The 21144-nt window shown below is 61.1% G+C and carries 21 protein-coding genes and 1 pseudogene; 13 read left to right on the top strand and 9 right to left on the bottom strand.

Annotated elements, in window-relative coordinates; translation table 11 throughout:
- Nucleotides 1-77: 77 nt before the first annotated feature.
- The 4 genes from AC0L2M_RS31850 (at nucleotide 78) to AC0L2M_RS31835 (ending at nucleotide 5103) form a co-directional block, all read left to right on the top strand.
- On the top strand, nucleotides 78-1466 hold the full coding sequence (locus AC0L2M_RS31850; RefSeq protein WP_473536921.1) for an aminotransferase-like domain-containing protein: 1389 nt from the start codon (nucleotides 78-80) through the stop codon (nucleotides 1464-1466).
- 66 nt (nucleotides 1467-1532) lie between these two features.
- Nucleotides 1533-2783, top strand: coding sequence for an NAD(P)/FAD-dependent oxidoreductase (locus AC0L2M_RS31845; protein WP_473536932.1), 1251 nt, complete (start codon nucleotides 1533-1535; stop codon nucleotides 2781-2783).
- 259 nt (nucleotides 2784-3042) lie between these two features.
- Nucleotides 3043-3231 (top strand): hypothetical protein, encoded by a 189-nt coding sequence (locus AC0L2M_RS31840; RefSeq protein WP_023799140.1) that lies wholly within the window; start codon nucleotides 3043-3045, stop codon nucleotides 3229-3231.
- Between the two features lie 474 nt (nucleotides 3232-3705).
- Entirely contained in the window at nucleotides 3706-5103 is a 1398-nt protein-coding gene (locus tag AC0L2M_RS31835; RefSeq protein ID WP_287364060.1) for a thiol-disulfide oxidoreductase, read from the top strand.
- A gap of 203 nt (nucleotides 5104-5306) precedes the next feature.
- On the opposite strand, the gene AC0L2M_RS31830 is transcribed toward AC0L2M_RS31835, so the two are convergent.
- Nucleotides 5307-5708 (bottom strand): thiol-disulfide oxidoreductase DCC family protein, encoded by a 402-nt coding sequence (locus AC0L2M_RS31830; RefSeq protein WP_287238549.1) that lies wholly within the window; start codon nucleotides 5706-5708, stop codon nucleotides 5307-5309.
- A complete protein-coding gene (locus tag AC0L2M_RS31825; protein WP_128246943.1) occupies nucleotides 5705-5893 on the bottom strand; it encodes a hypothetical protein in 189 nt (62 codons plus the stop codon). The genes AC0L2M_RS31830 and AC0L2M_RS31825 overlap by 4 nt, the downstream gene beginning before the upstream one ends.
- Before the next feature lie 251 nt (nucleotides 5894-6144).
- Here AC0L2M_RS31825 and AC0L2M_RS31820 point away from each other — a divergent pair, with 251 nt between their 5' ends.
- The 3 genes from AC0L2M_RS31820 to AC0L2M_RS31810 all read left to right on the top strand — a co-directional run bounded on the left by AC0L2M_RS31820 (nucleotide 6145) and on the right by AC0L2M_RS31810 (nucleotide 8520).
- The gene (locus tag AC0L2M_RS31820; protein WP_287238546.1) at nucleotides 6145-6711 is read left to right on the top strand and encodes a hypothetical protein; all 567 of its coding nucleotides are present in this window, start codon (nucleotides 6145-6147) and stop codon (nucleotides 6709-6711) included.
- An 89-nt stretch (nucleotides 6712-6800) separates the two neighbouring features.
- Entirely contained in the window at nucleotides 6801-7523 is a 723-nt protein-coding gene (locus AC0L2M_RS31815; RefSeq protein WP_473536920.1) for a class I SAM-dependent methyltransferase, read from the top strand.
- A 4-nt stretch (nucleotides 7524-7527) separates the two neighbouring features.
- Nucleotides 7528-8520 carry a polysaccharide deacetylase family protein gene (locus AC0L2M_RS31810; RefSeq protein WP_287238543.1) on the top strand — a complete coding sequence of 331 codons (993 nt, stop codon included), beginning with the start codon at nucleotides 7528-7530 and terminating at the stop codon, nucleotides 8518-8520.
- A gap of 36 nt (nucleotides 8521-8556) precedes the next feature.
- Here the strand turns inward: AC0L2M_RS31810 and AC0L2M_RS31805 are convergent, their stop codons facing one another.
- Nucleotides 8557-9360 carry a hypothetical protein gene (locus AC0L2M_RS31805; protein ID WP_287238541.1) on the bottom strand — a complete coding sequence of 268 codons (804 nt, stop codon included), beginning with the start codon at nucleotides 9358-9360 and terminating at the stop codon, nucleotides 8557-8559.
- 331 nt (nucleotides 9361-9691) lie between these two features.
- A pseudogene (locus tag AC0L2M_RS31800) lies at nucleotides 9692-10066 on the bottom strand (glycosyltransferase family 2 protein); the annotation flags it as partial.
- A 591-nt stretch (nucleotides 10067-10657) separates the two neighbouring features.
- Here AC0L2M_RS31800 and AC0L2M_RS31795 point away from each other — a divergent pair.
- The 3 genes from AC0L2M_RS31795 to AC0L2M_RS31785 all read left to right on the top strand — a co-directional run bounded on the left by AC0L2M_RS31795 (nucleotide 10658) and on the right by AC0L2M_RS31785 (nucleotide 13174).
- Nucleotides 10658-11710, top strand: coding sequence for an acyltransferase family protein (locus tag AC0L2M_RS31795; protein ID WP_287238539.1), 1053 nt, complete (start codon nucleotides 10658-10660; stop codon nucleotides 11708-11710).
- A 213-nt stretch (nucleotides 11711-11923) separates the two neighbouring features.
- Nucleotides 11924-12730 carry a class I SAM-dependent methyltransferase gene (locus AC0L2M_RS31790; RefSeq protein ID WP_287238537.1) on the top strand — a complete coding sequence of 269 codons (807 nt, stop codon included), beginning with the start codon at nucleotides 11924-11926 and terminating at the stop codon, nucleotides 12728-12730.
- Nucleotides 12731-12868: 138 nt separating this feature from the next.
- Nucleotides 12869-13174, top strand: a complete 306-nt coding sequence (locus AC0L2M_RS31785; protein WP_023799134.1) for a hypothetical protein — start codon at nucleotides 12869-12871, stop codon at nucleotides 13172-13174.
- 69 nt (nucleotides 13175-13243) lie between these two features.
- Here AC0L2M_RS31785 and AC0L2M_RS31780 read toward each other — a convergent pair whose 3' ends face one another.
- A complete protein-coding gene (locus AC0L2M_RS31780; RefSeq protein ID WP_128246950.1) occupies nucleotides 13244-13582 on the bottom strand; it encodes a hypothetical protein in 339 nt (112 codons plus the stop codon).
- 266 nt (nucleotides 13583-13848) lie between these two features.
- Between AC0L2M_RS31780 and AC0L2M_RS31775 the strand changes: the two genes are divergently transcribed.
- A complete protein-coding gene (locus AC0L2M_RS31775) occupies nucleotides 13849-15906 on the top strand; it encodes an alpha/beta fold hydrolase (RefSeq protein WP_473536919.1) in 2058 nt (685 codons plus the stop codon).
- Between the two features lie 117 nt (nucleotides 15907-16023).
- Here AC0L2M_RS31775 and AC0L2M_RS31770 read toward each other — a convergent pair whose 3' ends face one another.
- Nucleotides 16024-16878, bottom strand: coding sequence for an aldo/keto reductase (locus AC0L2M_RS31770; protein WP_128247039.1), 855 nt, complete (start codon nucleotides 16876-16878; stop codon nucleotides 16024-16026).
- A gap of 158 nt (nucleotides 16879-17036) precedes the next feature.
- Nucleotides 17037-18047, bottom strand: coding sequence for an Lnb N-terminal periplasmic domain-containing protein (locus AC0L2M_RS31765; RefSeq protein ID WP_473536917.1), 1011 nt, complete (start codon nucleotides 18045-18047; stop codon nucleotides 17037-17039).
- Between the two features lie 474 nt (nucleotides 18048-18521).
- Here AC0L2M_RS31765 and AC0L2M_RS31760 point away from each other — a divergent pair, with 474 nt between their 5' ends.
- Together AC0L2M_RS31760 and AC0L2M_RS31755 are read left to right on the top strand one after the other, a co-directional pair.
- Nucleotides 18522-19664 carry an MFS transporter gene (locus AC0L2M_RS31760; protein WP_210334896.1) on the top strand — a complete coding sequence of 381 codons (1143 nt, stop codon included), beginning with the start codon at nucleotides 18522-18524 and terminating at the stop codon, nucleotides 19662-19664.
- A gap of 101 nt (nucleotides 19665-19765) precedes the next feature.
- Nucleotides 19766-20002 carry a hypothetical protein gene (locus tag AC0L2M_RS31755; protein ID WP_473536915.1) on the top strand — a complete coding sequence of 79 codons (237 nt, stop codon included), beginning with the start codon at nucleotides 19766-19768 and terminating at the stop codon, nucleotides 20000-20002.
- Between the two features lie 16 nt (nucleotides 20003-20018).
- On the opposite strand, the gene AC0L2M_RS31750 is transcribed toward AC0L2M_RS31755, so the two are convergent.
- Together AC0L2M_RS31750 and AC0L2M_RS31745 are read right to left on the bottom strand one after the other, a co-directional pair.
- Nucleotides 20019-20411 carry a VOC family protein gene (locus AC0L2M_RS31750; protein WP_128173052.1) on the bottom strand — a complete coding sequence of 131 codons (393 nt, stop codon included), beginning with the start codon at nucleotides 20409-20411 and terminating at the stop codon, nucleotides 20019-20021.
- A gap of 87 nt (nucleotides 20412-20498) precedes the next feature.
- A complete protein-coding gene (locus AC0L2M_RS31745) occupies nucleotides 20499-21068 on the bottom strand; it encodes a histidine phosphatase family protein (RefSeq protein WP_473536913.1) in 570 nt (189 codons plus the stop codon).
- Between the last annotated feature and the right edge of the window lie 76 nt (nucleotides 21069-21144).

Below are 21144 nucleotides of genomic sequence, written 5' to 3'. Positions count from 1 at the left end.
CGCTATTGTCCGGAGGATTGTCTTATGCTAGATGCGCCGGTAGCCAGAGCCTCAACACACCGAAACCGCCAATCCGCATGCTTCAGGACCTGCAACTCGCCTCGGAAAAAGGCCCGGTCTACCGGCGCCTTGCCGACGCTATTGCCGAACGGATTACAGCCGGCACGCTTGCCGTTGGAGACCGGCTGCCGCCGCAGCGCGAGATTGCCCGCGCGCTTGGCATCAACGTCACCACGGTAACGCGGGCGCTGTCGACGCTGCAGCAGCGCGGGTTGCTCGAAGCGCGGCCTGGACGCGGCACAACGGTGGCTGCCCGTAACGGCGGCGAAGGACCAGGTTTCGTGTCGGCGCCAAGCGACGACAGCGGCGTCATCGATCTTTCCGTCAACCGGCCGGCAACCTCGGCCTATCTCGATGCCCTGACCCTGCTGCTGCCGCGCCTGGCCAAGGACCGGCACTACGCCACGCTTCAGGACTATCACCCGCCCGAGGGGCCGCTGTGGGCGAGGGCGGCGATCGCCGAGTGGATGCAGCCGGTCGCCGGCGACGGCGATCCCGGCCGGGTGGTGCTGGCGGCGGGCGCCCAGCATGGGCTGGATTGCGTGCTTGGCGCGGTGACTAGGCAGGGCGAGGTCGTGCTCGCCGACGAAGTGACCTACCAGGGCATCAATGCCCTGTGCCGGGTGCATGGGCTCGATCTCAGAGGCATCGCCATGGACCGTGGCGGCATGCGGGCCGGCGCGTTCGAGGCGGCCTGCGCGCAGCTGCGCCCACGCGCGGTCTTCCTGGTGCCGACCCTGCACAACCCGACCACCATCACGCTGGGCGAGGAGCGCCGGCACGAGTTGGTGACTGTCGCCCGTCGCCATAACGTCCTCATCATCGAGGATGACGTCTATCGGCCGCTGGCGGACAATCCGCCGCCGTCGCTTGCCAGCCTCGAGCCCGAATTGACGGTTCACATCGGCGCCTTGTCGAAATGCCTTGCCCCGGGACTGCGCCTCGGTTTTGTGATCGCGCCACGCGCCATAGCCGGCCAGGTCGCCGCGGCTTTGCGCATAAACTGCTGGAGCATCAGCCCTCTGACCGCGCTGATCGGCGCACGGCTGATAGAAGAGGGCTCGGCGGCGCGCATCATCGAAGCCCAGAAGCAGGAGCTTCGCCAGCGCCAGGCCATCCTCACCGAAATCCTCGGCCGCTACGATGTCCAGAGCCACGCCACCTCGACGCATGCGTGGCTGCGCCTGCCGGAGCCGTGGCGGGGCGCGGGTTTCGCTCGCACCTGCCTGGAACGTGGCGTTGCCGTTCTTCCCGGCGATGCCTTCGCGGTCGGACGCGAGCCGGTACAGCACGGGGTGCGCATCAATGTCGGCGCCGCGCGCTCGCTTGACGATCTGCGCACGGCGCTGAACACCATGGCTGAACTGCTCGCGGCCGGGCATTTGCAACTGCCTGGCTTCGTCTAGACCATGATCCCGAAAAGTGGGGGCCGGTTTTCGGAAAAGATCATGGTCAAACAAGAAGATACGGTCTTGGCAGCAGCGGAAACCGTCGAAATCGCCATCGTTGGCGCCGGCATTGTCGGGCTGGCGACGGCACTTCGGCTTGCGGCCGAGGGGCGCGAGGTGCTGCTCATCGATCCCAACGAGCCTGGCTCCGGCGCCTCGTTTGGCAACGCCGGAACGCTCGCCGAATATGCCTGCATGCCGGTCGGCAACCCGGCCCTGCTGCGCCAATTGCCAAAACTGCTCCTCGATCCTGCCAGCCCATTCGCCTTGCGCTGGCCGGCGTTTTTCCAGCTTGCGCCCTGGCTGGTCCGCTTCGTGCGGCAGTCGCTTCCGGCAGCCACCCGTGCCAATGCGCTGGCGCTGGCCGGCCTTCTGGCTGAGGCCCTGCCGGCATGGGAGGAGATGGCGAAAGAGGCCGATATGGCCGACCTGCTGCGCCGCAACGGCTGCCTCTACCTGTATCGTCGCGAGAGCGATTTCGCCAGGGCCGCTGGGCGCAGGGCGCTGCGCGCCGGGTTTGGCGTGCATCAGGAGGTCCTGACGCCGGGTGAGGTGGCCACGCTCGAGCCGCGCCTGCCTCCGACCGGGACCCGCGGACTGTACTTCCCGGATTCGATGAACGTCACCGATCCAAAGACGCTGATGCGGCGGCTGCTCGATGCCGCAACCGCCCGCGGCGTGTCGGTGGCGCAGGCTGCCATATCAGGGCTGCAGGTCGAGGCTGATGGTGCCAGGCTCAGCGGTTGCGGCCTTCGCATCAAGGCGAGCACGGTGGTGATCGCCGCGGGTGCACAATCGCGGGCGTTGGCCATGCAGGCCGGCGACAGCATCCCGCTCGAGACCGAACGCGGCTATCATCTCGAATTCCCGACCGAAGCGCCTTTGCTCAATCGTCCGGTCTGTCCCGTCGATCTCGGCTTTTACATGACGCCGATGGCCGGCCGGCTGCGTGTCGCCGGAACCGTCGAGCTCGGCGGGCTTGCAGCGCCGGCAAATCCGCGCCGGCTGGCGCTGCTGGATCGCGGTGTCAGGCAGTTCTTCCCCTCACTCGGCCGGCCCTCATCCGAATGGCTCGGGTTCCGGCCGTCGCTGCCCGATTCCCGGCCCGTCATCGGTCGGTCACGTGGCAGCCCCAGGGTGATCCATGCCTTCGGCCATGGTCATCTCGGCCTCACCCTGGCGCCGATCACCGCCCGCTTGGTCGCCGACCTGATTGCCGGACACGGCGATCCTGACTGCCTCGCGCCCTTTGCGGTGGGCCGCTTCGCTGCTTGACGCTAGGTCGGCTCCGCCGCGGCAGCGTAGAGCATTGGACAGGCAGTTCGGCACCATTCAAGCAAAAACCCGCCCCGGTCTCCGGAGCGGGTCTGTTGCCTGAGGCGGAACTCAACACATGTCCGCAGCCGCAAGGTCGCCTCGCGATGCTGAAGATCTGGTTAACCCGCCATATTTGATTCAAATCCAGCTGTGGATGTTCGCCTTTGGGTAAATCGAAATGGGCCATCCTGTCCAGCGGCGGGCAAAAGGAGAATCCATGACCAGTGACTTTGCCGCAGCCCACCTCCATCTTGAACGAGCCTGCCACTATTTGCGCGGCGATGACGAGACGAGCAGCGCGGCTCGCGCCGCCCTGGACATCCTGATCGATGCAATTGTCGCAGCTCAGTACAAGCGTCCGCCCGCGGACGTGGTGGAATTTCCCAGAACGGCAAAGCAGCGTTAGTCAGCGAAGCGCGGCGCATCCGCAGGATTAATGCGCCGCTTCAAGTTCTTGTTTCTTGACATGTCGTTGTCTTGATTCCGCTACGCGCCCTCGGATCAGGCCCGAGGGCATGCCTTGGGCGACATGCAGTCGCGGGCGAAACAAATGGAGCGGGATGGCCAGTTCAAATTAAACGCATCCCGCTTTGGGTCCGCCGTACCTCTCCCAATGGCTGATGCTCGGCAGCAGGAGCTACCGACGACGGCGGATTGACTCTTAATCTGCGCTCGTGCTGATGTTGCAGTGCAACATAGGACGGTTCCGAAGGCGCGCCAAGTCGTCACCAGTTGGACGCCAAAAGAACCTGCAGGGGAACTTGAGGGGGCTTAACTGGTGTTTATTGGGCAGCAGCAGTATTCAAGCGCGACACCGATATGGAACGTTGGTCGCGGCAAGATCACGAAAGTCAGAGGACGGGACGATACATTTGACGGGTTGACCGCATTTACCCCGTTCTGGGCAATGGCGGCGATCTTCAGTATCGCCGGTGATATCTACTCCATGCTTGGCTACAAGGGGCCGCTGTTTGCCGCTCTGAGCTGGTCGGTCGTCCTGTTCAGCCTGCTACTCCTGCTGTACCCGCGGCGGACCGAGTTCTTGATCGGGCTCGTGATGGTATCGCTTGTGCTGTACGCGCTGCGCATGCCGGTCGCTTCGAATAACAAGACGATCACGGCGGTGATGAACGGGGCTATCCTGCTCAGCGCAGCAGTGCTCTATCTGCGGGCCGCCGGCCGCGGCGCCGCGCTGGCCCGGATGGAGCTTTATCAACAGATCCGGATCGTCGCCCGGGCGCTGCTCGCCATCATGTATTTCTACGGCATCTTCCACAAGATCAACACCGATTTCCTCGATCCTTCCGTGAGTTGCGCGGTGGGCCTCTACGCTCCGCTGGCTCGTCCATTCGGCCTCGAGGACAATCTGTTTGGCCGGTATCTTGCGATCTTCGCCACCTTCGTCATTGAGGCGATCGCGATCGTGTCCCTCTACTGGAAGCGCTATTTCGCCGTGGGGTTCATCCTCGCACTCGTCTTCCATTACGTGATCCCGATTTCGGCTTATTCCTGGTACATGGACTTTTCCAGCCTGGTGTTCGCGCTGTATGTGCTGAGCATCCCCACGCCCGCCAGCGAGGCGCTCTATCGCACCTCGCTGGAGTTTACCAATCCGCTGCGCGAGACGTTCGGCCGGATCGGGATCTTGCTGCCGGGCGCCGCCGTGATGCTGGTCGCGGTCACTCTCGTCATTGCGCTCACCTATGCTTTTCCCGGGCGCTCCTTCGACATGATGGTCCACTCCGTCTGGATCCTCATTTGGGCGGTAGTGGGCGGCGCGGCGATGGTCGTGCTGTCCCATGTGGCTCTGCAGAATCTGCCTTGCAAGACTGTTTCCTCGCCGCGCCAGCCGCTCTGGGTCTATTTGGTGCCGGGCTTGTTCTTCCTCTCCTGCCTGTCACCCTATGTCGGGCTCAAGACGGAGAGTTCCATCAACATGTTCAGCAATCTGCACACGGAAGCCGGCCAGACCAATCATCTGCTCTTTCCCAAGCCACCATACCTGTTCAACTATCAGAACGAGGTGGTGAAGATCGTTGATTCCTCGGAGCCTCATCTCGTCCGGCAGTCGCGGGCGGGCAATCACCACGTCCTCCTCGATGTGAAGAAACAGCTGCGCCGGAAGCCGGAGGCCTGGGTGACTTACGTGAAGGACGGCGAGACGATTACCCGGGCTAACGCGTCGACCTTCGCGGGCGAAATGCCCAGCCTCATCGAACGCAAGTTGCTTGTGTTCAAGTTGGTGGATTTCTCGCGGCCGAAGGCCTGCACCCACTGAGCGCCGTTCTCACGAACGAAACTGGTAGATGTCGACTGATAGATGTCGCTGGGCAGTCAACTTAAGCCATCCATTTCGCCGGGAAATGTCCAAAGCGCCTCGCGATTGCAAGAGTCACGCGTCGCTTTAAGTTCATGTCGTTGTTGCAAACCACTGCGCACCCTCGGATCAGGGCCCGAGGGCATGCTTTTGCGCGACATGCTTTAGCGCCGTTCGAGATCTGCAGGGATCAGCGAGCGGCCGCGAAGCCTCAGGGTGGCCCGGCGTCCGAGCTTGAGCGCCGGATAGATCAGCCGCGCCGCCGTCCTGTTTGAGAGAATCCTGCGGTTGAGCCAGCCAAAAAGCGTCGAAGAGGAACTGAGGATCGCCAGGAGATTGATGGCTTCCTCGCCGTGGTAGACGCGGTCCTCGAAAACGAAGAGCATGCCCTCGTTCAGGTCGAAGCCCTGGCGCTGAAACTCGGCAACGCGCGGGTCGCCGGAGCGCGCGTCGAGCAGCTCGACAGGACCGACCGCGTCGCGCAGCCGGGCAAAGCGGACATAGCTCTGGCAGAAGATGCAGTCGCCGTCATAGACGATAAGCGCCGTCTTCCCGGGTGGCTTCATTGCAGCGTCGGATCCTGACTGTGCCCGATCGGTGCTTCTACGGCGCCATCCATCGCGCAATTGCTGTAGAATGCGCAGCCGGAGATGACGGGCAGGTTGCTGAAGGCGTCGAGGATGGCGACGAGCACCAGCCCGATAATGCCGAGCATCAACATTTTCTTGTAGGCGGGCAGGTCGCGAAGCATCTTGGTCCTTTGCTGCTTGATACGGACCTGGTCGATCCGACGTCAAAGCGCGATCGATTTCAACAGCCGGCCGCCTTTCGCAAAAACGGTAACCGGCGCCGGTCAACGTTTCCTATCGAAAGGCCTTGAACTGACACATCGGCACTACCCCGATATTGTGCAGCGCAACAATGGGTGAAGATCGGCGGAAAATCAAGCGGACTGCTGAATTTTAGTCTGCGCGGTCTGGGGTTCAGGGACGCGGCAAACGCATGGATTTCAACTCAGGCCATGGCTATTTCCTCATCCGCGGCCTCATCCTGGTCGGTGCCGGGCTTCTGATCCTTTCGCTGATCGTCAATATTCGTGTGGCGCACAGCGTGCGCCACGACATGCGCCATCGTGATAATCGCAACATCTTTTCCCAGCTTGGCGTGATCCTGATCGGTATTGGCGTTTCTCTGTTCATCTTCTTCTTCAGAAGAATTATCAGGACCAGCGCAAACGCGAAAAGGAGCTCCAGCTGGCTCTCGCCAAACTGGCCGCGCGCATTGCTCGCGGCGCCGCCGTCGTCGAATACCTTGGCGAATTCGATGCGCTGCTGGATGATGGCGGGCCCTACATCAGCCCGGAACTCGGTGGAACGAATGCCGCGCGCGCCGCGCTCCGAGGCGCGGGGCACTCGCCAGGTTACGAAGGTCTTGCGCCCCGCGACTGACACCCGTAACATGGGGTTGCAATCACGTCGAAAGGTGGTCAGGCCGAGTTCGCATCCCTCGGGAGCTAGGTCGATGACCAAGGTACGGTGCTCACCGTTCAGAGGGCAGCAGCCCCAGTAGCGCGAAGCCAAGGCGTGAAACCATTTGGCAGGACCCGACAGTATGTGATGCCTGAGAGCGCCTGGGGAGTTCGCTACGCAAAATGTAGAATGTTTGCCCATCGCCTCTTGCCGAAAATCGTCAAGAAACGATTGAGGCGGCTGATGAGATATGACCGACCCGGCGTCGGAAGGGTGCACTTTGGCGACTTTGAGCGGACCGATCCGATCAGTCGAAATTTCGGGTATGATCGCGGAACACCAATTGATCGTATCTACATCGAAAGATTTCTGGCGGAACACGCGTCAAGCATCCACGGTAGAACGCTTGAAGTCGTGGACGACGACTACACGGCTCGCTTCGGAGGACCGAGAACGACACAGCGTGATATCGTCGACTTGCGCCCTGAAAATACCCGCGCGACGATCGTCGGCGACCTCACGAGCCTGGGCGCAGAATGGAACGATAAGTTCGATGCGATCGTACTGACCCAGACTCTGCATCTCATCTTTGATCTGCAGAAGGCTGTTTCTGCGCTCTTCCGGCTCCTCAGGAGCGGTGGAACCGTACTTGTAACGGTGCCAGGCCTGACGCCCATTGATCATCATCAGGAATATGAAACCTGGTATTGGTCGCTGACGGAAGCTTCCGCTCGCCGATTGTTCTCGGATGTCTTTGGGGCGGACTCGACGCATATTGCTGTCTATGGAAACGTCTGCTCTGCGGTATGCTTTCTCGAAGGTATTGCTGCGGAAGAGCTCAAGCCAGAAATGCTACACGAGCAGGATCATCACTTTCCTGTCACCATCGGGATATGCGCCACAAAGGGCTAATAGAATGGCTTGGACGCTCAAGACAAGGTTGCGCCGCGTTTTACGTCGCTGCGTCTTCAAGCCGGTGATCCTGATGTACCATCGCATCGCTGCAACGGACCTGGACCCGTGGGAACTCGCCGTTTCGCCAACCAATTTCGAGAAGCAGGTGCGGGACCTCGCAAAGACGAGACGTGTGCTGCCGTTGCGCGAACTCGCATCGAGGCACATTGAAGGAAGCCTTCCACCTGACGCTGCAGCCATTACTTTCGACGACGGCTACGCGTGCAATGCCTTAATCGCAGCGCCTGTCCTGGAAACGCTCGGTCTTCCAGCTACGTTCTTTCTGGTAACGTCCATGCTCGGGAAAACCGACGAGTTCTGGAACGATGCTCTCGAACGGGTTATCTTCGATCCTAGGGCCGCAGGACCAGCCTCCATCGTCGTCGCCGGTCGCGATGCTCATGTTGATCTGGGTGAACAGGCCGATGACTATCAATTGGGCCGAGGGTGGCGAGCTATGCACGAGCCGCCTCGAACTGCGCGCGAGCAGGCCTATCTCAAGCTTTGGAAGGTTCTGAAGCCGGCCTCTTTTGATGTGCAGTACCAAGCAATCGAATCACTCGCTCGCCAGGTCGGCAGTGACTTGGCGCCTCGAACCAGCCACCGACCCATGACGATTGATGAAGCCCGAATGCTCTCGCGAAGGTCGCGCTTGGACATTTCAGGTCACACGGACACCCACGTTTCCCTCCCATTGTGGGATCGGCACATCCAGCTGAAGGAGATCCAAAAAAGCTGCCGGACGTGCGAGGACCTGTCGTCCCGCCCATGCACCACATTCGCCTACCCCTATGGCGACTATTCCGACCTGACCATCGAATGCGCAAAAGAGTCGGGGCTGGCCTGCGCCGTGTCGGCCTACCCCAGACCTGTGGCGAACACGGACCTCCCTCTGGTGCTGCCGCGGATCATGATGACGAACGAGAGCATTGTCGGATATCTGGACGCAAATTGATGCATAAGCCGATGTTCGGCGAGCGCGGTCGCGGCGTTATTGTTCAGTTCGTGATCTGGCCTTCAGTCGGGTCGAGATCACGCCAGTCTCCACGATCGGAAGTACGAAATTCTGCGCCATCACGGCTTGGCAGATCTGCTTCTTGAGCAAAGGGCCCACCGAGCGCTCTCGTAGAAACTTTATAAAAGATGAGATAAGTTTCTTCTGAGCGATTAAATGTGTGGTCGTTCCAAAAATCATAGAAAACGGAGCTCTTTTGGAGTAAGTCGACAACACCTCTCTTAAGTACCGCTCGATGATCATCTCCCTAACACGTGCACTAGAGAAATTCTGGTCAACGAGGACTTCCAATTGTCCGACCTCGGCTCGCTCGGGGCGAACGACGGCAATGAAAGACCTGATGCCTGGACCAAGATTGATCTGCGGAATGGCTCCGGGAATTCGGACGACCCGCGAGGCCACACTTCCGACAACGCCGATGGTGTCGGACGCATTAGCGGTAGCGGCGAGACGTTCTGTATGGTCCAGCACGTCGTTCACGAAAGAAGGCCCGCAGTGAGCAATCGTGCCAATTTTTTCTAGGAACTCTTGAAGGTGAGGTTTCAGTGTAGGCCAGCAGGTTTCCCAATTGGGCCTGAAGTCGCCTAATCCGATGGGAATGGCGTCGAACAAGGCCGCTCCGATATCAGAAGCTGCCAAGGGCTCGGCAGGAAGAGCTTGCATCCCTCTCAAGACGCCCTGGAGTGAGTGCTTGCGTGCGATTGCAAGACCCGCCAACCAACTGGCAAAGCGATATGCCGCAGCGGGGAACTCTGCAGGCGATACGCCTTCGGCATACATGGGATGGGGTCTTGGAACTCGGGGATCGGGGCCGTGCCCGCGGGCGATGACGATGAGCCGTCTCGAAACTCCTGCTCGTAGTAGGTACTGAGCGAGGATTCTGTTTGGCGATAAAAGGCCACGAACTCATCAACGCCCCTGCAGAGGGCGCCAGACCGGATGACACGCTGCCAGAGATCCCAGTCCGCGCAGCCATCAATGTTTCATCAAAACCGCCAAGCTCGTGAAAGGTCGAGTTTTTCAAAATGCATGCATGGACCATAAACGTTGCCGTTGATGCAAGGCGATGGAATAAGTCGCCCCCGGGCAGGTGTACCTGCGATCGATCCTGGCTGCGGCTCCCGCACACGCGAAGGCCTAAGGCGTGCACAAGATGCACATCCTGGCCGGCAACGCGCAATAGGGAGCCAAGGGCATTAGGAGCGAGCCAGTCGTCGCTGTCGAGAAAGAGCAACCAATCTGCCTTTGCTTTTGCCACCCCTGTGTTTCTGGCCGAAGCAGCACCTCGCTGTGTCTGCAACCAGAGCGAAATTCTGGGGTCATGGGACGCGAGATTCTGAAGCACGGCGGGTGTTCCATCGGTTGACCCGTCGTCAACGAGAATGGCTTCCCAGTCGGCGAGGGATTGCGCCTTAAATGAAGCCACCGCTTCGAGGATTAGCATGGGCTGATTGTGTACGGGGATGACTATGGAAACCTGCGGCATAGTGGTCCTGTCCAAGGCATCCGGACGCTCGTGACCTTTTGAGGATATCGCGAACAGGATGGTGAGCGCGCCTTCGCGGCGGCCATTAGTCCGTAGAAGGTTAACTTTTTCTGGGAGCGGTTCAAGATGGCAAAAGGCAGCTCAGCGGCCGATGGTGCGTCGAGGGAGTATTCCGGCGTGTGGAGGTAGCCACTTAGATCCCCCGCGAACGCCAGGATCCGACTCTCCGCGGCCGCATCGACATCACAACAGCTTGTGGAGCCTCGCCGACGTCCGAATTGGGGTCGCGACTTGCCCTGCCTCCGAAACTTGAATGTCGCCAACGGGTCAGCAGCGCTGGTCGCGCGCATGTCGGATTTTTGAACGGAAAACGGCCCCCGAAGGTCTCGGAAGGGCTCTTTCCGGATGTTGACGCCCCCTACGAACATGTAGGCGTAGAAGCCGAATGGTATCGCCCGACTGAATGGGACTATCGGCAATCCGTCAAGCCGGGCCAATTCGCACTTGCCACACAGTATGATGCAATGCACAATCGCCATCGAAACCGAAGGACCGGGCCGGCCGATAAGCCGTATCCAGGAAACGCTGAAGTTGAACCTGCCCATACGTGAGACCTGGCTAGACACTGCCAAGGGCTTGGGAATCACCCTCGTCGTCATGGCCCACGTCCTCGACCACAGCACCTGGCGATGGGCGCACCCGATTTACTTTACGGCATCGCTGTTCTTCATGCCGTTCTTCTTCATCATATCCGGCTACCTTTTTGCCGTGACGGAGAGGAAGGCGCTTTTCCGCAAGCGCGTCCAGGGCCTGCTCATTCCCTATGTGATGTTTCTCGGCGCGATCATGGCGAGCGTGCTCGTTGTGGACTTTTTGCGCGGCGACACCCCGGCGCCCTGGCAGATCAGGGAACTCATCACCGACGCGCTGCTGGGCGGACGGCACCTGACGCGCGAACTCGGCGTGTTCTGGTTCGTCACCTGCCTCGTCGCCACGCAACTTGTCTATAACGAGGTGGCGATCAGGACCAGCGGGCCGACCGATCCCGGCATGCTGGTCTTCGTCGGCGCATCCGTCGGCCTCGCCTATTCAATCCAGGCCTACTGGCAGGAGGTGCGCGCGCCGCTGGCTCTGACGAACGTGCCGCTCGCCATCGGCGCATTCTGGTTCGGACATTTCCTGCGCGAACGCGGCATGAGCGCGCTGTGGTCGGCGGTGTTTGTCGTAACGGTTGCCGGGGTTGCGCTCGCGGCGGCGCGGTCGGGGTCCGACTTTACCTTCAGCATGAAGAACGCCATCTTCGGCCCGCCACTTCTCGGCCTGCTCGTTGCATTGGCGATCTCGACCTTTATCCTCGGCCTCGTCCGCTTCATGGCGATGCCGAGCTTGCGCATCGCTCCGTTGGCGGAAATCGGCGCGGCCTCCCTGGTGATCATGTTCGTCCATCAGTTCGTTCATTTCACGCTGCGGGACTTCGGAATGTCTTCCGAGTTGGCACTGATCGCCCTGTCGCTCGGACTTCCCTATCTGCTCTATCGCGGACTGAGATCGTCCCGGATACTGTCTCCCTGGTTCATCGGAAGCGGAGACCTGGCGCTCAGCATCCAACTGATGAGGCGGAGCCTCGCGTTCCGGGCAGGCTGAGCACGAACGCGTCCAGGTGACGGCAGCAGCGGTTTGCTTCCGGATCGGAGCTGTCCGGCGCCCGGTTCGTCTGCCTTGCCGGCCCGTTTCGGCCGAGCGTGTGGGCATCCGAGTACGATTCCGGGCAGACCTTCCTGGCCCCTGTTCCCGCGAGCGCGGCGGGCGTATTCTCGCGGTCCGACGGGTCGAAAATCATCAGGGGAGGAGATTGCGATGGCTGAGGCAACGCGCCACGACGCCTGGCAGGCCGGGGATAGCTACGACCTCTATATGGGACGATGGAGCCGTCAGATCGCTCCACCGTTCGTGGCTTGGCTCGATCCGGCGGAGGGTCTGGACTGGCTGGAGGTGGGTTGCGGAACCGGGGCGCTGTCGGCAGCCATCCTGGCCCGTTGCAATCCCAGGAGCCTGGTGTCCATAGATCCGTCGGAGGGTTTTCTCGCCAAGGCGCGGGCAAACGTGCCGGACAAGCGTGTCGCGTTTCTCGCAGGCGATGCGCAGGCCTTGGCAGTCGAATCGGGCAGCAAGGACATGGTCGTGTCGGCGCTTGTTCTCAACTTCGTCCCCGACAGGCAAAAGGCGCTCGCCGAGATGCGGCGAGTGGCCCGCCCTGGAGCGACGATTGGATTCTATGTGTGGGATTATCCTGGCGGCGGGGTGGAATTCATGCGGGCCTTCTGGACCGCTGCAACGGCGCTTGACCCCGGTGCCATCGACCTTACCGAGGACAGGCGTTTTCCATTTTGCACACAAGATGGATTGACCGATCTCGCGGAGAAGGCCGGCCTGGGCTCCATCGACTCCACCCGGATTGAAATGCCCGCTGTGTTCAAGGACTTTGAGGACTACTGGCGCCCCTTCACCCTGGGTGCGGGACCGGCGCCCGGCTACTGCATGAGTCTCGAACCCGCAGCTCGCCAGAGATTGATGGAGAGGCTCCGCGACAGTCTGCCGCGCGGCGAGGGCGGGTCCATTCCCCTGAAAACGAGAGCCTGGGCAGTCAAGGCGAAGGTGCGCTGATGACTGGCAGCCATGTCGCGGCAAACCGGCAGGCGGCCAATCATAGACTGCCGGCGCAAAGTTCGGGTTGACCGGCCTTGTGCGCGAAGCGACTATTCGTCTGGACAGCCGAGATGCAGATTGCGCGAGGAGATTACGATGGACGAGCCCGATCGCTGGCGTCACATGTCGAGCGCGCCAAGGGATGGCAGCCGAATCCTTGTCACGGTTCGGCCGTCCGAACAGGGACCGGCGGAAGTCGACCTGGCTTACTGGTCTCGAGCCGACCAGTTCGGCAGCGAAGGCTGGCGCGCTTCCGACTCGTCGCCCGGACGCGTGGTTGAATACGCCGAACCCGAGCTGAAGTGCTGGATGCCGCTGCCGACAGCCAATCTGAGCAAGGGTTCATTGCCCAGCCCCTGGGACGAAGAAGATGTCCCGCTGCTGGATGGATCGGGGATATGAGGCTGAGCGCGAAGGGGAGTTTTCACCGTAAAAAGGCCATTGGGATCGGGCCGAAACCCGCTGTCGTGCTCACCGGCGCCAGAACGAGTTGCTTATCTCTGCTTCGATCTGCGCCAGCCTCAAGCCAATATCGTCGGTCAACTTAAGCGCATTTTTCATAGCGATGCGCGGTTTGAATGGATGCAGTCGCCGGAATAAATCACGCCCAAGTCGCGCGATCAGCGCGCATGCGCGGATCGCGGTGGTCCGGAAATCGAACGAGCGGACCGTTGATACCCGGCAGGCCCGCTGCTTCTCGAGATAATGCGTAAGTGCAATATCGTGGCGTAACGGGCCGCCGCGCGGCTGCTCATTTTGACCGGGATCATCATGCCAGATGGGCCATTCGGACGAACTCGGGCGTAGCATAGTGTCCTCCTGAAATAAGGGCTGCTCGTCCGGACACTCTCCACCACGGACGTGAGAGGCGCGTTGGGGCCAGCGTGAAGGATTCGTGAAAACGCCAGGCCGATGAAAATGAAGGTTGAATTAGGGGCAACTACAGGAAAGGATCGCAACCGAAGTTGTGGCCGTGGGCGGACCCGATGTCGCACCCTCATCTCTGTCTGCTACGCGGTTTCGACTTCGCCGGAGGCGCAGCGGCGGTCCCGGTTTTCAGCCGCAAGGCGCGCGCTATGTTGGCTTATCTCGCCCTGCAATCCGGACACTCGCAGTCACGCGAGAAGCTCGCAGCGCTTTTGTGGGGCGGCAACGGTGAGGCCCAGGCGCGGATGAACCTCCGGCAGGCCCTATCGGCTATCAGGAAAGGGTTGGACGGATCCGATGGCCGAGCGTTCCTCACCGACGGCGACAGCATTACCCTCAATCTCGACGATCTTGATTTCGATGTCGTGCGGTTCGAGGCGCTGGCCGCCGGTTCCGAACCGGAGCAACTCGAACAGGCGCTTGTCGTCTATCGCGGCGACCTGCTCGACGGCTTCGGCCTGAAGGAGGAGCCGTTCGAGGATTGGCTGCGGGTCGAGCGCGAGCGCCTGAGGGCGATGGCCGTCGCGGCACTGGACAAGCTCGTCGCGCATTACTGCACCACGAACGAACCTGCCTCATGCGTGCGCGCGGCAACACGCCTGCTCGCCATCGAGCCGCTGAGGGAGGATATCCACCGCGCCCTGATGCGAGCCTATGCGGCTCAGGGCCGGCTCACTCTCGCGCTGAAGCAATATGAAAATTGCCGCGGTGCGCTGCAGCGGGAACTGAACCTGCAGCCCGAGCCGGAAACCCGACATCTCTATGAAGACCTGCGGACGCGCCGCATGGCACCGCAAGCCGCCTCCCGGGCAGCTGCCTCGGTGTCGTCTTCCCAGACACCGCCACCGTCGCCAGCCCGAACCGGCGAGCGGCCGGCGTTCCGGGCCGAGCCGATGCGCCCCGCGACCCATTACGTCAAATCGGCCGGGATCAACATCGCCTATCAGGTGACCGGCGACGGCCCGGTCGACCTGATCTACGTGCCTGGATGGGTCTCCAACCTTGATCTTGCCTGGTCGTCGCCGCGGCTTTCGCATGTGCTCCATCGCCTCGGCGCCTTCTCGCGCCTGATCCGCATGGATAAGCGCGGCACGGGGCTGTCCGATCGAAATGTCGGTTTGCCAACGCTGGAAGAGCGAATGGAAGACATGCGGGCGGTGCTGAATGCGGTCGGCTCAAAGCACACGGTTCTGTTCGGCGGTTCCGAAGGCGGCCCCATGTGCATGCTGTTCGCGGCGACCTATCCCGAGCGGACAGCGGCTCTCGTCCTCAACGGAACCTATGCCAGAGGTCGATGGTCGAAGGATTACCCCTGGGCAAGGACAAGCGAGCAGGTGGAAGAAGATCTGGCCGCCGTCGAGAGACAATGGGGGGAGCCGGCGGATATGAGCAACGCCGCGCCCAGCCTGATGAATGATAGTTTCGAGAGAGAATGGTTCGCCGCGTATCTCAGGAATTCGGCCTCGCCTGCCGACGCGATCGCGCTGTGGCGCTGGGCCACCGAAATCGATGTTCGCGCCCTTCTCCCAGCCATTCACGTCCCGACACTGATCGTGCAGACGGCAGGCGACCGCTGGGCAAAGCTGGAAGAGGGGCGCTATCTGGCAACGCATATCGAAGGCGCCAGATACATCGAGCTTGCCGGCCGTGATCACGTAATCTGGGGCGAGAATTCCGATCGACTTGTCGATGAGATCCAGACCTTCGTCACCGGCGCCTTGCCGGCAGCGCCGGGCGAAGGGGTTCTGGTGTCGGTGCTGTCCCTGGAGATAGCCGGCCCCCCTTCTGGTGTCGGCGCAGATCTGATCGAGCGATACGCCGAAGAGATCCGCGGCGAACTGCTCGCTGCCGAAGGCAGACAGATCAGGCGCTCCGCAAGCGGATTTTTCGCCGTGTTCCAACGGCCGACGCGGTCGATCCAGTGCGCGATCGCAATCCGTCATCGCCTGAGGCATTCCGGTCTCGATGTCCGCTCGGCAGTCCATACCGGCGAATGCCAAGTGCGCGGCGATGACTTCACTGGCGTTGCAATCGAGCTGTCATCGCGGCTGCTCGATCACGCGCGGCCGGGCGAGATCATCGCGTCGCGGACGGTGCGCGATCTGGTAGTCGGCTCCGGCCTGACTTTCGAAGAGCATGGCGAACTGGAAGCGAGCGGGCTGCCAGGCAGCCTGCAGCTTTTTTCCGTCAGTAAACCGGCTGTCTGACATTGGCCGGCAACAAATCGCGGCGTGCAGGCTCGGCATCGGGCAGTCGACCGTCGCCAAGCGGCCGCTACCCTCACGCCATCCGCCTTCGCTGATCTGGCCGAGTCCCGTCGCTGGTTAGAACAGGAACGCAGCCGTGGCCGGGTTCGCGCCCGTACGGCCGTTTGATGAATCCATACCTCGAATGAGCTCGAGGTCCTTTGAATCCAGCTCGAAATCGAAGACGTCGAAATTGGCGGCAATCCGGTCCTGGTGGATCGACTTTGGAATGACGATCAGCCCTTCCTGAAGATGCCAGCGGATGATCACCTGCGCCACGGACTTGCGGTGTTTTCCGGCGATCTTTTCGAGGGTCGGGTCGCTCAACAGCCGGCCGCTGCCCAGCGGGCTCCAGCTTTCGATGCGGATGTTGTGCGTGCTGTGAAATTCTCTGGTCTGGCGCTGTTGAAACCGGGGATGGAGTTCGATCTGGTTGACTGAGGGTGTGACACCAGTTTCGCCGATGATCCGCTCCAGATGGTCGTGGTTGAAATTCGAAACGCCAATCGACTTGGTCCGGCCGGATTGCCTGAGTTCGATCAGCGTCTTCCACGCCTCGACATATTTGCCCTGGCTGGGCACTGGCCAGTGGATCAGGAACAGGTCGATCTGCTCGATGCCCAGCTTGTTCATCGTCTCGTCGAAAGCCCGCAGGGCGGCGTCACGCTGATGCGCGCCGTTTCGCAGCTTCGAGGTGATGAACAGTTCGCTTCTCGGCACGCCAGCCGTGCGGATCGCCTGCCCGACGCCCTCCTCGTTCTGGTAGCCTTCGGCGGTGTCGATCAGTCTGTAGCCGGCCTTGATTCCCCAACTCACGACTTGGGCCGTAATGGCTGGATCGACCTGCCAAACGCCAAGGCCGATCTGGGGAATGGCTGAGCCATCATTCAATGTGATCTGCTCAACTTTAGTCAGGGTAATTTGTTCAGGCATGCTCAGGTCCTTCTGCATCGCTCCGCCCCGGCGCAGTGCTTATCTAGGCGCGGCGTCCGCCAATGCGAGTCGACAGGAGGAGAAAGTAGAAGTGCGCCGTGAAGCCGGGATGAGATCCGGTTCGAACCGCCCAGCGTTTCCAAACACGATTCCAGAGATCAATAAATTGGACCGGGGGATGGCACGCCAATCCGGATCGATCTCGAAAAGTCTGGCGAAAGGCCCGACTCCCGCGCACGGCCGTCAATGTGGGCTGCCTCCCTCAAAACCGACATCGGCAAACTGACATCGAGCGCACCCCGTGCATACGCATATTCGGGAAGATAGCCGTTAACGATGAGGCGCCAGTCAAGAGGCACCACGTCACCGACGGCTCGCATCATCTTGACGATCGTGGTCGTGCAGTTCGTCGTGATGGAATTATAGAATTCTGGAGTCGTGGAAAGTGCATTTGCGTCCAAGACGTATTCCAGCAAGAGCGCCCGGGCCGCTTCCGGTGACACTTTTAGCCGATAAATTTGGACATCCTCTCCACGAACGTTTGACCTGACGCCGACGACGTCTCGCTCATCAGCCGCAATAATGACCAGGGGATTGCTCTTGAACAGGTCTGCCATGGGTGAAAACTTGCCGCCTCCATGGCGCCGCACCTCAATCGACCAGGCAAGATAGTCACCTCCTGCAAAGCCGAAGCTTATGATGACATGGGCGATTTTGGTCCCGGACCAATAAGACATGAAGAGATCCACCGTCTGAACGTTGGAGAGGTCGTAGGTCCGCGTTGTCCAGCGTTCGGTGAAATCAGTAGCGCTACGCCACTCGAAGTCGCGCACATCAGTCAGCGTCATCAGGTTTCCGTCGCGGGTGCCGGTTACCTGACGGGCGACGTCGGGCGCCCAGTCCGCGTGATCGAAAGGCCTGATGGTGCTCCACCAAACCAGAACCACAGCTAACGCAGCTGCAAACAGGACAAGCGCCCTGATGCGAAACCGGCTGAAGAGGGCGATGATAGTGGCGAGGCCGAACAAGATGAAGAGGACGCCGGCCAGAGCCCGTCCAAGCTCAGCCACAGGCAGACGATACCACATGGCAAGTCCGGCCCAGGCAGTCAGGATTGCGACGGCTAGCGAAAGGATGATGGCAAGCGAAATCCGAGCGATGCGACGCATTTATTCCCCCCTCTGGCAGTCTGTCATTGCCTGGATGCCATTTCTCACGGAACGCTCGAAGACAACAACTCTACATGTCCATATTGGAGCACCAATCGGTCCGATACCATTTTCGCCGCGGATTTCGCAGGCGTGGAGCGAGCGAGAAGGTGCCCACGCGAAACGGACGCGCTCGGCATCGGCCGTTCGATGAAGTGACCGCGCGAGCTCACGGGCCCTAACAAGTTCCTTCATCCATCCATCCGTACCTCAAACGCCCGTCCATCTACCCGGAACAGGTTCTCTCTGTTCCAGTCCAACAAAACCGATACTCGCCTCGCTGGAATATCTAACGCGACTCCGTCATGATCTTTCCGCCTTGCCGAGCGTCGCTGCCGAGCGCGGTGACGCCGACGCAGGTCATGAGAGTAGGCTAGGCCAGTGCAGCGGATCCACCCGACGACCTTTCTTTTTGCGGCCCGAGCCCTGCGCGATATGGGCGATGGGTTCGTGGCCGTTCTGTTGCCAGTCTACCTGCTCGCATTGGGTTTCACGCCTCTGCAGGTCGGCATCATCGCGACCGCATCGCTACTCGGTTCAGCGCTCTTGACCATCGCCGTCGGAGTCCTTGGTGCCCGACACGATCACCGCCGTCTTCTGCTTGCCGCCACCAGTCTGATGGTCGCCACGGGTGTGGCCTTTGCCCTGGTTCATGACTACGCGCTGCTTTTGGTGATCGCGTTCGCAGGCACCATCAACCCGTCGGCCGGCAGCGTCAGCGTGTTCGTGCCATTAGAGCATGCCGTGCTCACACGCGAAGTCACTGATGCAGCCCGGACCAAGATGTTCGCGCGTTACAGCTTGGTGGGCGCGCTTGCAGGCGCCGTTGGCGCACTCGCTTCGGCGACCCCTGATCTTGTTGCTCCATCCGGCCTCGACCAACTCACCGGCATCAAGGCCATGTTCGTGCTCTACGCGTTGCTCGGCCTGCTCGGCGGTCTCTTCTACGCGCGGATCCCGCAGCGCCGTCCCACGTCGGACACAGGTACCGCGTCCGCGCTCGGCCCCTCGCGCAATATCGTTCTCAAGCTTGCGGCTCTTTTTAGCCTTGATGCTTTCGCCGGCGGCTTTGTCGTCCAGTCGCTGCTTGCCCTATGGCTGTTCGAAAAATTCGACCTGTCGCTTTCGGAAGCGGGATTTTTCTTCTTCTGGTCCGGCGTGCTTTCGGCGTTCTCATTCCCCGTTGCAGCTTGGCTGTCCCGGCACATCGGACTCATCAACACGATGGTGTTCACACACATTCCGTCCAGCATCGCCCTGATGCTGGCGGCGCTTGCGCCGACGCTACCTCTGACACTGGCCCTGCTGCTGGTCCGCGCTGCGCTTTCGCAGATGGACGTCCCGACGCGCTCATCTTACGTCATGGCCGTTGTCACGGAAGCGGAGCGGGCGGCGGCCGCGAGCTTCACATCTGTCCCGCGCAGTCTGGCCGCGGCAGCCAGTCCGGCGCTGGCGGGCGCTCTGCTTGCTGCCTCTTTCCGAGCTTGGCCCCTCCTCATCTGCGGTGCATTGAAGATCATTTATGACCTGCTGCTGCTGCTGCAGTTCCGGCACTTGAAGCCCCCAGAGGAGCGGTGAGGCCAGCCTTGTCGGTTTGGGGCGTTTAGCCAGGAGGGATCGATCGCGGCGGCAAAGCGTTTGAAAGGTGTCGACCGTTTTGAGCTGGCTCGGAGCGTGAAATGTCGCCTCGCTTCCTGCTGACGTTATTCGCCGCCCTTTATCCGGCATCATCGGTGCACGCCGGTGTCGATGTCGAGCGCGCACTGGAAGCCTTCCACAGCACCTGCCTGGCACACGGTGACCGCTTCGACCGAGCGGGTCACGACCGCGACGAGTTTTGGAGGCGATTTCAGCAGACTGATCAGCTGGCTGCGGCAGAACACCGTGACAAGGCTCGCAGAACGTTCGCCGCCTGACTACACCACCGAGCGATCACGGGTTCCATCCGCCGCTGCCGTACTGACGGGTAATGATCTCGAGAAGATGACCGTTCGGGTCCTCGAAATAAACGCCGCGGCCGCCGTCGTGGTGGTTGATCTCGCCCAACTGCGTCCGGCTGGGGTCAGCCCAGTACGAGAGGTTCCGTTCACGAATCCTGGCGAAGATCTCGTCGAACTCGGCTTCGCTGACCAGGAAGGCGTAATGCTGCGGCCTGATTTCGCCTGAGGTATCCATATAGTCGAGGTTGGCACCGTTTTCGGTGGTGACCATCTGGAAAGGACCCCAGCGCCTCGCGGCTGGAAGGCCAAGCATTTCCGCCAGGAATTTTGCCGACGCCTCGCTGTCGCGGGCCGGCAGTATTGTATGGTTGAAATCGATAGCCATGCCATCACTCCCTTTGATCTCTCCTCGCACGTCGTTGTTCCACAACTGAATCGATGCTGCACGAGATGGGGTTTAAGGCCATGATGCTCAAGCCGGCGTGGCAACCTGCCCGATGACCTGCACGGGGTCAGCTTCATGGATACGGACGAAGATCATTTCGCCGCTCTCCGGCACCTGGCCGGTCAAACCGGTGATGTTGACCTGATGCGTGACAAGGACCACAGGTCCGCCGAAACGCTGCCCGCGGAGCCAGGCCAAAAGGGCAGCGGTGCGCACTTCTGCGGCCGAACTGTCGCCAAAGAACGAATTGAGCAGCTCAAGAGGCACGACGTCGCCGATCCCGAGCAGGCGAGCGGTATCCAGGCAGCGACACCACTGGCTCGAATAGACGGCTGCCGACGAGATGCCGTTCGCACGGAACAGGTCGCCGATCGCGCGGGCCTGCGCACGACCTTGTTCCGACAGATTCCGCTGGGTGCTGCAATCACCGAGCCTGAAGCCAGGCGGATCGCCGGAGCCCGGGGCCGCGGCATGGCGCAGCAGCGCAATGGCTTCTCCGGATCGCAGGGCTGCCCAGAGTGGCCCGGAGGCTTGGGCTGTGCCGAAGGCAGCCGCTCCGAGCGACAGGACAAGAAATCGCCGACGTCCAATTCGCATCTTGCTTCTCACCTTTCCGATTGGCAGCCTGACGCGGACCAGCACTTCATTCCGCAAGTAGCGACATAAATGTTGG

It is taken from the genome of Mesorhizobium sp. WSM4806 (genome assembly GCF_055811635.1).
This window is presented reverse-complemented; position numbering and strand designations above follow the sequence as displayed.